We start from the raw sequence: 13,049 nt of genomic DNA on the forward strand, positions 1-13,049 counted from the left end.
GGGCATGAACGAGCAAGCCAAACCCCGCGCCGGCTGCCCGCTGAGCGCCGGAAACGACGGCAATGCAGGCCAGGGCGCCGAATGGCATGGCGCCAAACTCGACTTCAAGGAGTCGATGAGCTATGGCGACTACCTGGGGCTGGACCAGATCCTGTCGGCCCAACACCCACTTTCGCCCAACCACAACGAGATGCTGTTCATCATCCAGCACCAGACCAGCGAGTTGTGGATCAAGCTGATGCTGCACGAGATGCAGGCGGTGCGCCAGAACCTGCGCGAGAACAATCTGCCGCCGGCCTTCAAGATGCTGGCGCGGGTGGCACGCATCATGGACCAGCTGGTGCATGCCTGGGACGTGCTGGCGACCATGACGCCGCCCGAATACACCGCGATCCGTCCCTACCTGGGCGCCTCGTCGGGCTTCCAGTCCTTTCAGTACCGTCAGCTCGAGTTCATCCTGGGCAACAAGAATGCGGCCCTGGTCGGCGTGCACGAGAAATTCCCCGAGGCGCACGCCATCCTGGAGCGCGAACTGCATACTCCCTCGGTCTACGACGAATGCGTGATGCTGCTGGCGCGCAGCGGCTTCGCGGTGGCGCCGGCGCGCCTGGCAGGCGACTGGACCCGGCCGACCGCATCCGACGCCAGCGTCATGGCCGCGTGGCTCGGGGTCTACCAGGACACCGGGCACCATTGGGCACTGTATGAGCTGGCCGAGAAACTGGTCGACCTGGAGACGGCCTTCCGGTTCTGGCGCTTCCGCCATGTGACCACGGTAGAACGCATCATCGGCTTCAAGCAGGGAACCGGCGGCACCTCGGGCGCCAGCTACCTGCGCAAGATGCTCGACGTGGTGCTGTTCCCGGAACTGTTTTCCTTGCGAACAGAGCTTTAAGCGGAAATTGTTTTCATGCAGAGTCTGGCCTGGGCCGGACCGGCAAGCCAGGCTTCCCGGTCCGGCACCGGCGTCAGTCTTGCGGGGCTGCGAATGGATCGGCGGCGACCTCTTCCGCCCACATCGGTGCCATGTCTTCAGGCCAGGATGGCTCGGTCTGTTCAATCTGCTCCTCTACCGGCGGGCAAATGGCCAGGCATTGCTTTTTTGCGGGAGTGGCCGCGACTGCTGAAGCGAAGCCGGCGATCACAATGGCGAGGACAATCTTTTTCATGGCGGATCCTAGGTTGGTGGTGAAAAGTAATTTATTTCATGCTGGCAATTAGTATAGGCAGCCTACGGCGATCTGTAAATGTCCTCAAGCAGCAACGCGGCTCGAAAGCCCAGTGCAGCGAACTCTGCCCCCCAGGCTTTCGACGTACAATCGGATACCACTTTGTCCAACAGCGGAGGCGCAATGAACTGCGATGTACTGATCCTGTCAGGCCTGTGCAATTCCGGTCCCGAACACTGGCAAACCCAGTGGCAGGCCCGTCACCCGCAATGGATCAAGGCCGCGCACCGCGACTGGAACTGCCCCGATCGCGAAGAATGGGTGGCCGAACTCGATGCCGCCATCGCTGCCTGCCAGGGCGCCCCGATCCTGGTTGCGCACAGCCTGGGCTGCCTGCTGGTGGCGCACTGGGCGCAGAGCGGTTCGCCGCTGAAGGCGGCCGGCGCCTTCCTGGTGGCGCCGAGCGATGTGGAAGCGCCCAGCTATCCGGCACCCATCAACGGCTTCGCACCGATTCCGATGGCGCCGCTGCCCTTTCCGAGCGTGGTGCTGGCCAGCGCCAACGATCCCTATATCACCCCTGACCGTGCGCAAGCCCTGGCGTCGGGCTGGGGCAGCCGGCTGGTGAATCTCGGCGAGGTCGGCCACGTCAATGTCGAATCCGGCCATGGCGCCTGGCCCGAGGGCGAGCGCCTGCTGCAGCATTTCTGCGACCAGCTTGCGCAGTGAACGGGGACACGGCATGACCACGCTGACGACCGCACGCCTGCGCCTGGAGCCAGTCTGTTCTGGGCACTACGCCGGCCTGCGCGTGTTGAACTCCGATCCGGCAGTCATGCGCTTGATCAACGGCAAGCCCGAAACACCTGAAGAAACGACGGCCATGATCGAGCGCGTGCAGGGACGCTGGCGCAGCATCGGGTATTCGTGGTGGAGCATCCTCGAGCAGGAAAGCGGCGAACTGGTCGGCGCCGGCTGCATCCAGCACCTTGGCCACGATCCGGCCAATGCGCATGAAATCGGTTGGCGCCTGCGCCCGGATCGCTGGGGACGCGGCTACGCAAGCGAGGCCGCAAGACGCATGGCTGCATTCGCTTTCGACGCGCTGGAAGCGCCATTACTAGTGGCAATCTGCAATCCCGAAAACAGCGATTCGATCCGGGTGATGGAACGGCTGGGCATGCGCTACAGGGGCATCGAGACCTGGAATGCGCAGCTGGTGGCGGTTCATGACATTACCGCGCAGGCATGGAGGTCGGAGACGCCATGAAAACCTACCAGGGCAGCTGCCACTGCGGAACAGTGAAATTCGAAGCGGACATCGATCTTGCACGCGGCACGATCAAGTGCAACTGCACGGTCTGCACCAAGATGCGGTTCTGGGCTGCGCAATTGTCTGGCGATGCTTTCCGCTTGCATGGCGGCCAGGGGGCGCTGCGCGAATACCGGTATGGCTCGCGCCGCGACGCCCATTATTTTTGCGGCCACTGCGGCATCCATACTTTCTCAACCGGAGAATCTGCGCTGTTGGGAGCATTTTATGCGGTCATCCTCGCCTGCCTCGACAACGCTTCGCCTGAGGAACTTGCCGCGGCCCCGGTGCGCTATCTCGACGGCCGTAACGACAACTGGATCACGCCGCCCGCCATGGTGCGCCACCTGTGAGCATCTCATCTGGGGCAGAGGTTCCGACCACGCTGCTGAGAGATAAAGGCGAAAAAAAAGGCGCTGTACCCATTAGCTATGGATGAGCATTGAACTGCTGAGCTGAACTGCTGAGCAAAATTGCGGTCCAACCCCTGTCGATCTCGATAGGGAGTGGTAGATGAAAGCGCCACGGTTTGCCAAGCTGTTTGCCCAGCTTCCCATGCTCAACCAGGCCCAGCGGCTGCAGGCGCTCGATGCCCTGCATCCCGCAGCTGGCCTCGACCGGGCAGTCGCCCTGATTGGGCAGATACGTTCCGCAGGGCGGCGCTGTCCTGAATGCGGCTGCCAGCGCTACCACCGCCACGGCCAGGCCAACGACCTGCAACGCTTTCGCTGCTGCCAGTGCCGGCGCACGTTTAATGACCTGAGCGGCACGCCGCTGGCGCGGCTCAGGCTGCGCGGCAAGTGGCTCGACTACCTCGGCGCCGTGCTCGATTCCCGGCCGGTGCGCGACGCCGCCAAGCGGGTTGGCGTCCATCGCAATACGGCATTTCGCTGGCGTCATCGCTTCCTGGACCGGGTCAAGCATGACCGTCCAGCGCAGCTCGGCGGCATCGTTGAAGCCGACGAAATGTTTTTACTCGAATCGCAAAAAGGCTCGCGCAGACTTGATCGCCCGCCGTGCAAGCGAGGCGGGCGGGCCAGCCTGCCCGGTATCTCACGCCACCTCGACTGCATCCTGGTCGCGCGCGACCGCAGTGGTCAGACCATCGATGCCGTTACCGGACGCGGCGCGCTGAAGGTAGCCCAACTCGTGCAACACCTGTTGCCGAAGCTGGCCCCGCAAGCGCTCCTGGTCACCGATTCGCATGCCGCCTACCGTGCGTTTGCCCGCCAGCAGGGCATCGCCCACCAGGCGGTCAACCTGCGCTCCGGCGAGCGGGTTCGGTTCAGTAAGGGGGGCGCGATCCATGTCCAGAACGTCAACGCCTACCACCGGCGCTTGCGCCAGTGGCTGGCGCGGTTCCACGGGGTTGCCTCGCGTTGGCTGCCCAACTACCTGGGGTGGCATTGGGCACTTGATGGCGGGCGGATCACTTCCGTCGAGCACTTGCTGCGCATCGCATTCGGAGTCATCCATAGTCAACGGTGACAGCGCCAAAAAAAACCGGGGCCCAAGCCCCGGTTGCACTAGCAGCGTTGACGATGCATTACACCGCGGTCGCCAGCAACATGTCGTTCAGGCGCTTTACGAACGCCGCCGGATCGCTCAGGCTGCCGCCTTCGGCCAGCATGGCCTGGTCGAACAGGATGTGCGACCAGTCGCCAAAGCGCGCGCCGTTCGCATCTTCGTATTTCAGGCGCGTGACCAGCGGGTGGTTCGGATTGATCTCGAGGATGGGCTTGGACTCCGGCGCGTCCTGGCCGGCCGCCTTGAGCATGCGCATCAGGTTACCCGACAGTTCGTTCTCGTCTGCCACCAGGCAGGCCGGCGAATCGGTCAGGCGGAACGTCACGCGTACGTCCTTGGCCTTGTCGCCCAGCGTTGCCTTCATCTTCTCGACCAGCTCCTTGTAGCCCGACTCAAGCTCGGCATGCTCCTTCTTTTCAGCCTCGTCTTCCAGCGAGCCGAGATCCAGGCCGCCCTTGGCCACCGACACCAATTCCTTGCCGTCAAAATCGTTCAGGAAGGACAGCATCCACTCGTCGACGCGGTCGGTCATGAGCAGCACTTCGACGCCCTTCTTGCGGAAGATTTCAAGGTGCGGACTGTTCTTGGCGGCGTTGAAGCTGTCGGCCGTTACGTAATAGATCTTGTCCTGGCCTTCCTTCATGCGGGCGATGTAGTCGGCAAACGACACCGTCTGCTCGCTCGATTCGTTCGAGGTCGAGGCAAAACGCAGCAGCTTGGCGATGCGGTCCTTGTTGGTCGCGTCTTCGCCGATACCTTCCTTGAGTACCTGGCCGAACTCCTTCCAGAAGGTCTGGTACTTGTCGCGGCCGGCCTGTTCGTCCGCATTCGCCATTTCTTCGAGCATGCCCAGCACGCGCTTGGTCGAGCCCTCACGGATCACCTTGACGTCACGCGACTCTTGCAGGATCTCGCGCGAGACGTTCAGCGGCAGGTCGCTCGAATCGATCACGCCCTTGATAAAGCGCAGGTAGGTCGGCATCAACTGCTCGGCGTCGTCCATGATGAACACACGCTTGACGTAAAGCTTGATGCCGGCACGCTTGTTGCGGTCCCACAGGTCGAACGGTGCATGGCTCGGCACGAACAGCAGCTGGGTGTACTCGCTGCGGCCTTCGACCCGGTTATGGGTATAGGTCAGGGGCTCCTGGAAGTCGTGCGAGACGTGCTTGTAGAACTCGTTGTACTGTTCAGCCGTGATGTCGGAACGGTTACGGGCCCACAGCGCGCTGGCCTGGTTGACGGTCTCGAACTCGTCCTTCAACACCGTCTGCTTCTGCTCTTCGTCCCATTCTTCTTTCTGCATTACGATCGGCAGCGAAATATGGTCGGAATACTTGCGGATGATGCCCTTGAGCTTCCACGCCGACAGCAGCTCGTCTTCGCCCTCGCGCAGGTGCAGGACCACGTCGGTGCCGCGCGAGGCTTTTTCGATCGGCTCGATGCTGTAGTCGCCCTCGCCGCTCGACTCCCAGCGCACGCCTTCAGAAGCGAAGACGCCGGCGCGGCGGGTGTTGACGACGATCTTGTCGGCCACGATGAAGCCCGAGTAGAAGCCCACGCCGAACTGGCCGATCAGGGCCGCGTCGTGCTGCTGGTCGCCCGAGAGCTTGGAGAAGAATTCCTTGGTGCCCGATTTGGCGATGGTGCCCAGGTGCGAGATCACTTCGTCACGGCTCATGCCGATGCCGTTGTCGGAAATCGTGATAGTGCGCGCTTCCTTGTCAAACGCCACCTTGATCTTGAGCTCGTGATCGTTGCCATACAGGGCGTCGTTGTTGATCGCCTCGAAGCGCAGCTTGTCGGCGGCATCGGAGGCGTTCGAGATCAGTTCGCGCAGAAAGATTTCCTTGTTCGAGTACAAGGAGTGGATCATCAGTTGCAGCAGCTGTTTTACTTCTGCTTGGAAGCCAAGGGTTTCTTTTTCGGCGACGGCCATGGTATTCCTCGTGGTGGTTCAGGTTGAATAAAGACAATAACGGATTGCAGCCATATAGGGATGGCATAGAACATTTCAAGGCCTGTTTGCTCCAGGCAATGTTGCATTTATTTTATCCGGACCTGCGGGTCGAGACCAGGGTCCCGCGACTTATTACGGCACCAGGCATGTCGGCAGCGCCTGGCTGGACGTACAATATCGCCTTCATTCACTGCTATCTGGAACCCCATGTCCGTCTACGACAAACTCAAAGAACTGAACATCACCCTGGCCGCGCCGGCCACCCCGGCCGCCGCTTACGTGATGTATGTGCAGACCGGCAACCTGGTCTTCCTGTCGGGCCATATCGCCAAGAAAGCGGACGGCGCGCCGGACGCTGGCATCCTGGGACGCGACAAGACTACCGCCGACGGCCAGGCTGCCGCGCGCTCGGTCGCGATTGACCTGATGGGCACGCTGCAAGAAGCCGTCGGCGGCGACCTGAGCCGCGTCAAGCGCATCGTCAAGGTCATGAGCCTGGTGGCGTCCACCCCGGAATACAACGAACAGCATTTGGTTACCAACGGCTGTTCGGAACTGATCGGCGAGGTGTTCGGCGAGGCCGGCAAGCACGCCCGCTCGGCCTTTGGCGTGGCTTCGCTGCCGCGTGGGACCTGCGTCGAAATCGAAATGATCGTCGAAGTCGCGTAACACGCCAGGTTTGTTTGCGGGCTGGGCCTATCCGGCCCGGCCCTTCCGGAAGCCGCCTATCCGGCGTGCTTTATAATGGCCCGGCACTACCGTGCGGCCCCTTCCTGTCAGTGAGAACAGTATGAAAATCGAGAATCCAAATCCTATCCAGTGGCAATTTTCGGAGCGCGCGCAGCAGCTGCAAAGCTCGTTCATCCGCGAAATCCTGAAAATCACCCAGCGCCCGGAGATCACCTCCTTCGCCGGCGGCCTGCCGTCGCCAGCCACTTTCCCGGTCGAGCGCATGAAGGCTGCCTACGACAAGGTGCTGAGCGAAGCCGGCAAAGTGGCCCTGCAATATGGACCGACCGATGGCTACGCCCCCTTGCGGGAATGGATCGCGAACTCGCTCTCCACGGAAGGCAGCCGCATCCTGCCGGAACAGATCCTGATGACCTCGGGCTCGCAGCAGGCACTCGACCTGCTGGGCAAGGTGCTGGTCGATGAAGGCAGTCGTGTGCTGGTCGAGACGCCGAGCTACCTGGGCGCGCTGCAAGCCTTTTCGGTCTACCGTCCAGAATTCAAATCGGTCGACACCGACGACGATGGCCTGGTGCCGTCGTCGATCGCGGCCGTGGCCGATGGCGCCCGCATGCTGTATTCGCTGCCGAACTTCCAGAACCCGACCGGCCGCTCGCTGTCGCTCGAACGCCGCCACGAACTGGTCGAGACCTGCGCCCGCTTCGGCATTCCGCTGATCGAGGACGATCCATACGGCGCCCTGAGCTATAAAGGCGAGCCGATGCCGAAGATGGTGGCCATGAACCCGGACGGCGTCATCTACATGGGCTCGTTCTCCAAGGTGCTGACCCCAGGCATCCGCCTGGGCTATGTCTGCGCGCCGCTGCCGCTGGTACGCCGCCTCGAGCTGGCCAAGCAGGCGGCCGACCTGCATACCGCCCAGCTGACCCAGATGGTGGTGTACGAAGTGATCAAGGACGGCTTCCTGGACCAGCATATCCCGACCATCCGCCAGCTCTACGGCGACCAGTGCCAGGTCATGCTTGACGCCATGGCCGAGCACTTCCCGGCCGGCGTAAGCTGGACCAAGCCCGAGGGCGGCATGTTCATCTGGGTGACCCTGCCCAAGAGCATCGACGCCATGAAGCTGCTCGACCAGTCGCTGGCCGCACGCGTGGCCTTCGTGCCGGGCGCGCCCTTCTACGCCAACGACCCGGCCAGCAACACGCTGCGCCTGTCCTTCGTGACGGTGCCGCCGGAGCGTATCCGCGAAGGCATCGCCGTTCTCGGCAAGCTGATCGCCGACATGCTGTAAGCCGGGTCTGCCGCGACCATGCGGGCGGCTCGGCTGCCCGCATGGCGACCGCAGGTCGCTGGCCCCGGCCAACTGCTAGTTGTAGTGTTGCAACAGTGCTGTCTCACAGAGAAACGATAGTTGCCGCAATTGAAGTTGATGGAGGTATGATCTCCCTCGATTTAAACCGGCCTCGACCCTCTTACAGCATGAATCATCCTGCCTTCGCAATCCCGGCTCCAGCACGCCAGGCAGCGATCCTGATCGTTGACGACGCGCCCGCCAGCCTCGGGCTGCTGCAGGACATATTGCGCGGCGAAGGTTACCGAACTTGCGTCGCCATTTCCGGCGAGCGCGCCATCGAGCTTGCCGAGCGAGTCCAGCCCGACCTGATCCTGCTCGACGTCATGCTGCCCGGCCTGGATGGCCTGGAAACCTGCAGCCGCCTCAAGAACCACCCCGCCACCGCCGATATCCCGGTAATTTTTGTGAGCGCCTGCTCCGACACCGATGACATCGTGGCCGGCTTCGAGCGCGGCGCTGCCGACTACATTGCCAAGCCGCTGCGCCTGCCCGAAGTCTGTGCCCGGGTCCGGGCCCAGCTGCAGATTCGCTCGGCCAGCCAGTCGAATACGCAGCAGGTCAAACGCCTGCGCATGATCGTCGACGGCATGGACGAAGGCTTGGTGCTGCTCGGCCAGGACGGCCGCATCCAGTATGCGAATCCGGCCAGCGAACGCTGCCTGGGCCATACCGACCTCGAGCTGTCTGGCCGCCCGCTGGCAGAGCTGCTGGCCGAGCCTGGCGCCAGCGATGTCGCCGCCTGGTTCGACACCGACAGCGTGCACCCTCGCCAGCGCGGCACCCGCGAAGTACTGCTGCACCAGCCCGATGGCAGCCTGCGCGCCATGGACCTGAACCTGTCGCCGCTGACTACTGGCGAGCAGCTGTGGGTGGCCCTGCTGCACGACATCACCCACCACAAGCAATCGGCCGATGCGCTGCAGCGCGCCGCGCTGGCCGACCCGCTCACCGGCATAGCCAACCGCCGTCATTTCGATGCCTGTCTCGAGCAGGAATGGCAGCGCGCGCTGCGTTCGGCGCGGCCGCTGTCGCTGCTGGTGATCGACGTCGATCACTTCAAGCTCTACAACGACCAGTTCGGCCACGCTGCCGGCGACCAGTGCCTGCAGGCCGTGGCCAGTACGCTGCAGGGGCACGCACTGCGCGCCACCGACCTGGCGGCGCGCTACGGCGGCGAGGAATTCCTGCTGCTGCTGCCCGAAACCCCGCTGGAGGGCGCTGCCAAGCTGGCCGAGGCGATCCGCGCCGACGTGCAACGCCTGGGCGTGCCGAACCCGCGCTCGAGCACCCTCGATGTCGTCACCGTCAGCGTGGGCGCCGCCACCATGGTGCCGACCAGCTTTGACGAGCTCGGCTCGCTGTTTCTGGCCGCCGACCGCGCCATGTACGACGCCAAGGCCGCCGGACGCAACAGGGTGCTGGCGCTGGGCGCGGGCTATGCATGGGATGCGATGCACCAGGCGCTGATGCGCTAGCCGCTGCCAGCCTGTCGAATGTATGCAGCTGGCGGGCGCGCCGCAAGACCGGCCCGGGCAGGCGTCAGCCAGCTTGTCTTGCAAGGGCTATAATTGACGCACTATCGACAGCGCCCCGCGCCCCCACCGGTTATCGACGTGAACCCACATCTCGACCAGCTCCATCCCTACCCGTTCGAACGCCTGCGCCAGCTGTTCGCCGGCACGACCCCGAACCCAGCCTATCGCCCGATCAGCCTGGGCATCGGCGAGCCAAAGCATCCGACACCCGCCTTGATCGAAAAGGCGCTGATGCATGCGATGGCAGGCCTGTCCAGCTACCCCAGCACCATCGGGAGCGAACCGCTGCGCGCGGCAATCGCCAGCTGGCTGGAACGCCGCTATGGCATCCCCCCGATCGACCCGGCCACCATGGTGCTGCCGGTGAACGGCTCGCGCGAAGCGCTGTTCGCGATCGCCCAGTGCGTGGTGGCGGCAGGGCGCGGCCACGCACACGGCGGCGCGCTGGTGATGAGTCCCAATCCGTTCTACCAGATCTACGAAGGCGCGGCCTACCTGGCCGGCGCCGAGCCGTACTACGTGAACTCCGAACCGGGCCGCAATTTCGCGCCCGATTTCGCCAGCGTGCCCGATGCTGTCTGGCCGCGCGTGCAGCTGCTCTACGTCTGCTCGCCGGGCAATCCGACCGGCGCCGTGCTGGGACTGGACGACTGGGAGCAGCTCTTTGCGCTGTCCGACCGTCACGGTTTCGTGATCGCGGCCGACGAGTGCTATTCCGAGATTTACTGCGGCGCGACACCACCGCTGGGCGCGCTGGAAGCGGCGCACCAGCTGGGGCGCAGCCGCGGCGCGCACCCGTATGCCAACCTGGTCGTTTTCTCCAGTCTGTCGAAGCGCTCGAACGTGCCGGGCATGCGCTCGGGCTTTGTGGCGGGCGACCCGCAGGTGCTGAAGAAGTTCCTGCTCTACCGCACCTATAGCGGCGGCGCCATGTCGCCTCCCGTGCAGGCGGCCTCGATCGCGGCCTGGAACGACGAGCACCACGTGCAGGAAAATCGCGCACTGTACCGCGAGAAGTTCAGGCTGATCACCCCGCTGCTCCAGCAGGTGATGGATGTCGAACTGCCCGATGCGGGCTTTTACCTGTGGGCCGACGTGCGCCGCACAGGGCTGTCCGACCTCGATTTCGCCAGCCGCCTGTACGCCGAATATAATGTCACGGTCCTGCCGGGCAGCTACTTGGCGCGTGAAGCGTGCGGCGTCAATCCCGGCCGCGACCGTATCCGCATGGCGCTGGTCGCCGGCGTCGACGAAGGACTCGATGCGGCCAACCGCATTGTCGAGTTCTGCAAGCGCCTGGCTTGAGCACCGGCGCCATTTTCGCATTTCGATTCACCTTCACTGAAAATCATCATGACCCAACAACTCCAGACCATCATCGACACGGCGTGGGAACAGCGCGCCGAGATCAGCCCGTCCAACGCTTCTGCCGAAGTGCGCGACGCGGTCGCCCACGTGCTTGCCGGCCTGGATGCCGGCACCTTGCGGGTGGCGCAGAAAGATAGCGGCAGCTGGGTCGTGAACCAGTGGATCAAGAAAGCCGTGCTGCTGTCGTTCCGCCTCGAGAACAACGTGCCGGTGGCCGGTGGCGGGGGCATGCAGTTCTACGACAAGGTGCCGACCAAGTTCGCCGACTACAGCGCCGAAGACTTCGCCCAGGGCGGCTTCCGCGTGGTGCCGCCGGCGGTTGCCCGTCGCGGCAGCTTTATCGGCAAGAACGTGGTGCTGATGCCGTCCTACGTCAATATCGGCGCCTACGTCGACGAAGGCGCGATGGTCGATACCTGGGCCACTGTCGGCTCCTGCGCCCAGATCGGCAAGAACGTCCACCTGTCGGGCGGGGTCGGCATCGGCGGCGTGCTCGAACCGATGCAGGCCAATCCGACCATCATCGAAGACAACTGCTTCATCGGCGCCCGCTCCGAAATCGTCGAAGGCGTGATCGTCGAAGAGAACTCGGTGATCTCGATGGGCGTGTACATCGGCCAGTCGACCAAGATCTACAACCGCGAGACCGGCGAGGTGAGCTACGGCCGCGTGCCTTCCGGTTCGGTGGTGGTCTCGGGCAGCCTGCCCTCTAGCGACGGCAAGTACAGCCTGTACTGCGCCGTCATCGTCAAGCGCGTCGATGCGCAGACGCGCTCGAAGACCGCGATCAACGACCTGCTGCGCGGCGACTGAACGCAGCACCACATCAAGGAGACGACGATGCCCATGGACCGCCTGTTCCAGTTAATGAAGGAGAAGAACGCGTCCGACATGTTCTTCGCCGTGAACTCGCCGGTACATATCAAGATCAACGGGAACCTCATCCCGATCAACCAGCATCGTCTCGAACCCGACAACATCATCGCGCTGCTGTCGGAAATCGCCTCCCCCGAACAGATGACCGAGCTCGACCGCGAGAACGAGCTCAACCTGGGTGTCTCGGTGCCCAATCTCGGGCGCTTCCGCCTGTCCGCGTTTCGCCAGCGCGGCTCGATTTCGGCGGTGTTCCGCTACGTGCCGGCGACGATCCCGCCGATCGGCGAACTGGGCCTGCCCCCTACCCTGTCCGAACTGATCATGGAAAAGCGCGGCCTGCTGCTGATCGTGGGCGCTACCGGCTCGGGCAAATCGACCACCATCGCCTCGATGCTGGATCACCGCAACGAACAGCGCCCCGGGCATATCCTGACGCTGGAAGACCCGATCGAATACCTGTTCAAGAACAAGAAATCGATCGTCAACCAGCGCGAGATCGGCAGCGACGCCGCCAGCTTCGGCACCGCCCTGCGCAACTCCATGCGCCAGGCGCCGGACTGCATCCTGATCGGCGAGATCCGCGACAAGGAAACCATGGCGGCGGCGCTGGCTTACGCGCAATCGGGCCACTTGGTACTGGCGACCCTGCACGCCAATAACAGCTACAACGCGCTGAACCGCATCATCAGTTTCTATCCGATCGAGAACCGCGCGGCGCTGCTGCAGGATTTGTCGTCGAGCGTGAAGGCGATCGTCTCGCAGCGCCTGGTCAAGTCCAGCGCCGGCGGCCAGCGCCAGGCGGCGGTGGAAGTCATGCTCAATACCCGCTACATTGCCGACCTGATCGAACAAGGCGAGATTGGCCAGATCAAGGATGCGATGGACCGGAGCCTGTCGCCGGGTTCGCAATCGTTCGAGACCGCGCTGTTCAAGCTGGTCAAGGATGGCCTGGTGACCCAGGAAGAAGCGCTGGCCAACGCCGATTCGGCCACCAACCTGCTCTGGCTGCTCAACAATGGACCGGAAAGCCAGACGCAGACGGAGCAACCGCAACAGCCGGGTAGCGACCCGTCGGCGGCGTCGTTCACGGAATTTACGCTCAACAACTGAACGTGGACGGCCGCTGCCGGACCGCGCCCTGTGCAATAACTCGAACTGGACCATCGTGTCAAAGTGAGCACCTGCGCATGCCCCGTTAGCTGTGCTACCCTTGCGCCTTCCCAAAATACCCCCAAACCCGCACCCGCGCGGGCAC

The 13,049-nt window shown here is 63.5% G+C and carries 13 protein-coding genes; 11 read left to right on the forward strand and 2 right to left on the reverse strand.

All coding sequences use genetic code 11. The features are described 5' to 3' along the window. Window positions 1–4 precede the first annotated feature (4 nt). A complete protein-coding gene (kynA, locus tag NRS07_RS13175) occupies window positions 5–895 on the forward strand; it encodes a tryptophan 2,3-dioxygenase (RefSeq protein WP_259207599.1) in 891 nt (296 codons plus the stop codon). A 73-nt stretch (window positions 896–968) separates the two neighbouring features. On the opposite strand, the gene NRS07_RS13180 is transcribed toward kynA, so the two are convergent. Beyond that, window positions 969–1,169 carry a hypothetical protein gene (locus tag NRS07_RS13180; RefSeq protein ID WP_259207601.1) on the reverse strand — a complete coding sequence of 67 codons (201 nt, stop codon included), beginning with the start codon at window positions 1,167–1,169 and terminating at the stop codon, window positions 969–971. Between the two features lie 183 nt (window positions 1,170–1,352). Between NRS07_RS13180 and NRS07_RS13185 the strand changes: the two genes are divergently transcribed. The 4 genes from NRS07_RS13185 to NRS07_RS13200 all read left to right on the forward strand — a co-directional run bounded on the left by NRS07_RS13185 (window position 1,353) and on the right by NRS07_RS13200 (window position 3,969). Further along, a complete protein-coding gene (locus tag NRS07_RS13185; protein WP_259207602.1) occupies window positions 1,353–1,898 on the forward strand; it encodes an alpha/beta hydrolase in 546 nt (181 codons plus the stop codon). 13 nt (window positions 1,899–1,911) lie between these two features. Continuing rightward, complete coding sequence (locus NRS07_RS13190) at window positions 1,912–2,439, forward strand: GNAT family N-acetyltransferase (RefSeq protein ID WP_259207603.1); 528 nt, start codon at window positions 1,912–1,914, stop codon at window positions 2,437–2,439. Next, on the forward strand, window positions 2,436–2,834 hold the full coding sequence (locus tag NRS07_RS13195; protein ID WP_259207604.1) for a GFA family protein: 399 nt from the start codon (window positions 2,436–2,438) through the stop codon (window positions 2,832–2,834). Before NRS07_RS13190 ends, NRS07_RS13195 begins: the two co-directional genes overlap by 4 nt. 160 nt (window positions 2,835–2,994) lie before the next feature. After that, window positions 2,995–3,969, forward strand: a complete 975-nt coding sequence (locus NRS07_RS13200) for an IS1595 family transposase (protein ID WP_259207605.1) — start codon at window positions 2,995–2,997, stop codon at window positions 3,967–3,969. A gap of 58 nt (window positions 3,970–4,027) precedes the next feature. On the opposite strand, the gene htpG is transcribed toward NRS07_RS13200, so the two are convergent. Next, window positions 4,028–5,947: a molecular chaperone HtpG gene (htpG, locus tag NRS07_RS13205; RefSeq protein ID WP_259207607.1), complete on the reverse strand. Its 1,920-nt coding sequence runs from the start codon at window positions 5,945–5,947 to the stop codon at window positions 4,028–4,030. Window positions 5,948–6,175: 228 nt separating this feature from the next. Between htpG and NRS07_RS13210 the strand changes: the two genes are divergently transcribed. From NRS07_RS13210 to NRS07_RS13235, 6 genes are all read left to right on the forward strand, one after another. After that, the gene (locus NRS07_RS13210) at window positions 6,176–6,637 is read left to right on the forward strand and encodes a RidA family protein (RefSeq protein ID WP_259207609.1); all 462 of its coding nucleotides are present in this window, start codon (window positions 6,176–6,178) and stop codon (window positions 6,635–6,637) included. Between the two features lie 121 nt (window positions 6,638–6,758). Continuing rightward, the gene (locus NRS07_RS13215; protein WP_259207610.1) at window positions 6,759–7,952 is read left to right on the forward strand and encodes a PLP-dependent aminotransferase family protein; all 1,194 of its coding nucleotides are present in this window, start codon (window positions 6,759–6,761) and stop codon (window positions 7,950–7,952) included. 188 nt (window positions 7,953–8,140) lie between these two features. After that, window positions 8,141–9,490, forward strand: a complete 1,350-nt coding sequence (locus tag NRS07_RS13220) for a diguanylate cyclase (protein WP_259207613.1) — start codon at window positions 8,141–8,143, stop codon at window positions 9,488–9,490. Between the two features lie 138 nt (window positions 9,491–9,628). Next, window positions 9,629–10,855 carry a succinyldiaminopimelate transaminase gene (dapC, locus tag NRS07_RS13225; protein WP_259207614.1) on the forward strand — a complete coding sequence of 409 codons (1,227 nt, stop codon included), beginning with the start codon at window positions 9,629–9,631 and terminating at the stop codon, window positions 10,853–10,855. 48 nt (window positions 10,856–10,903) lie between these two features. Next, on the forward strand, window positions 10,904–11,731 hold the full coding sequence (dapD, locus tag NRS07_RS13230) for a 2,3,4,5-tetrahydropyridine-2,6-dicarboxylate N-succinyltransferase (protein ID WP_259207616.1): 828 nt from the start codon (window positions 10,904–10,906) through the stop codon (window positions 11,729–11,731). A gap of 27 nt (window positions 11,732–11,758) precedes the next feature. After that, window positions 11,759–12,904, forward strand: a complete 1,146-nt coding sequence (locus NRS07_RS13235; RefSeq protein ID WP_259207620.1) for a PilT/PilU family type 4a pilus ATPase — start codon at window positions 11,759–11,761, stop codon at window positions 12,902–12,904. The last annotated feature ends 145 nt before the right edge of the window (window positions 12,905–13,049 follow it).

It is taken from the genome of Massilia sp. H6 (assembly GCF_024802625.1).
GTDB lineage: Bacteria > Pseudomonadota > Gammaproteobacteria > Burkholderiales > Burkholderiaceae_D > Telluria.

Coding starts and splice junctions, on each gene's coding strand:
- kynA (WP_259207599.1), top strand. CDS start 5: ATGAACGAGCAAGCCAAACCCCGCGCCGGCTGCCCGCTGAGCGCCGGA.
- NRS07_RS13180 (WP_259207601.1), bottom strand. CDS start 1,169: ATGAAAAAGATTGTCCTCGCCATTGTGATCGCCGGCTTCGCTTCAGCA.
- NRS07_RS13185 (WP_259207602.1), top strand. CDS start 1,353: ATGAACTGCGATGTACTGATCCTGTCAGGCCTGTGCAATTCCGGTCCC.
- NRS07_RS13190 (WP_259207603.1), top strand. CDS start 1,912: ATGACCACGCTGACGACCGCACGCCTGCGCCTGGAGCCAGTCTGTTCT.
- NRS07_RS13195 (WP_259207604.1), top strand. CDS start 2,436: ATGAAAACCTACCAGGGCAGCTGCCACTGCGGAACAGTGAAATTCGAA.
- NRS07_RS13200 (WP_259207605.1), top strand. CDS start 2,995: ATGAAAGCGCCACGGTTTGCCAAGCTGTTTGCCCAGCTTCCCATGCTC.
- htpG (WP_259207607.1), bottom strand. CDS start 5,947: ATGGCCGTCGCCGAAAAAGAAACCCTTGGCTTCCAAGCAGAAGTAAAA.
- NRS07_RS13210 (WP_259207609.1), top strand. CDS start 6,176: ATGTCCGTCTACGACAAACTCAAAGAACTGAACATCACCCTGGCCGCG.
- NRS07_RS13215 (WP_259207610.1), top strand. CDS start 6,759: ATGAAAATCGAGAATCCAAATCCTATCCAGTGGCAATTTTCGGAGCGC.
- NRS07_RS13220 (WP_259207613.1), top strand. CDS start 8,141: ATGAATCATCCTGCCTTCGCAATCCCGGCTCCAGCACGCCAGGCAGCG.
- dapD (WP_259207616.1), top strand. CDS start 10,904: ATGACCCAACAACTCCAGACCATCATCGACACGGCGTGGGAACAGCGC.
- NRS07_RS13235 (WP_259207620.1), top strand. CDS start 11,759: ATGCCCATGGACCGCCTGTTCCAGTTAATGAAGGAGAAGAACGCGTCC.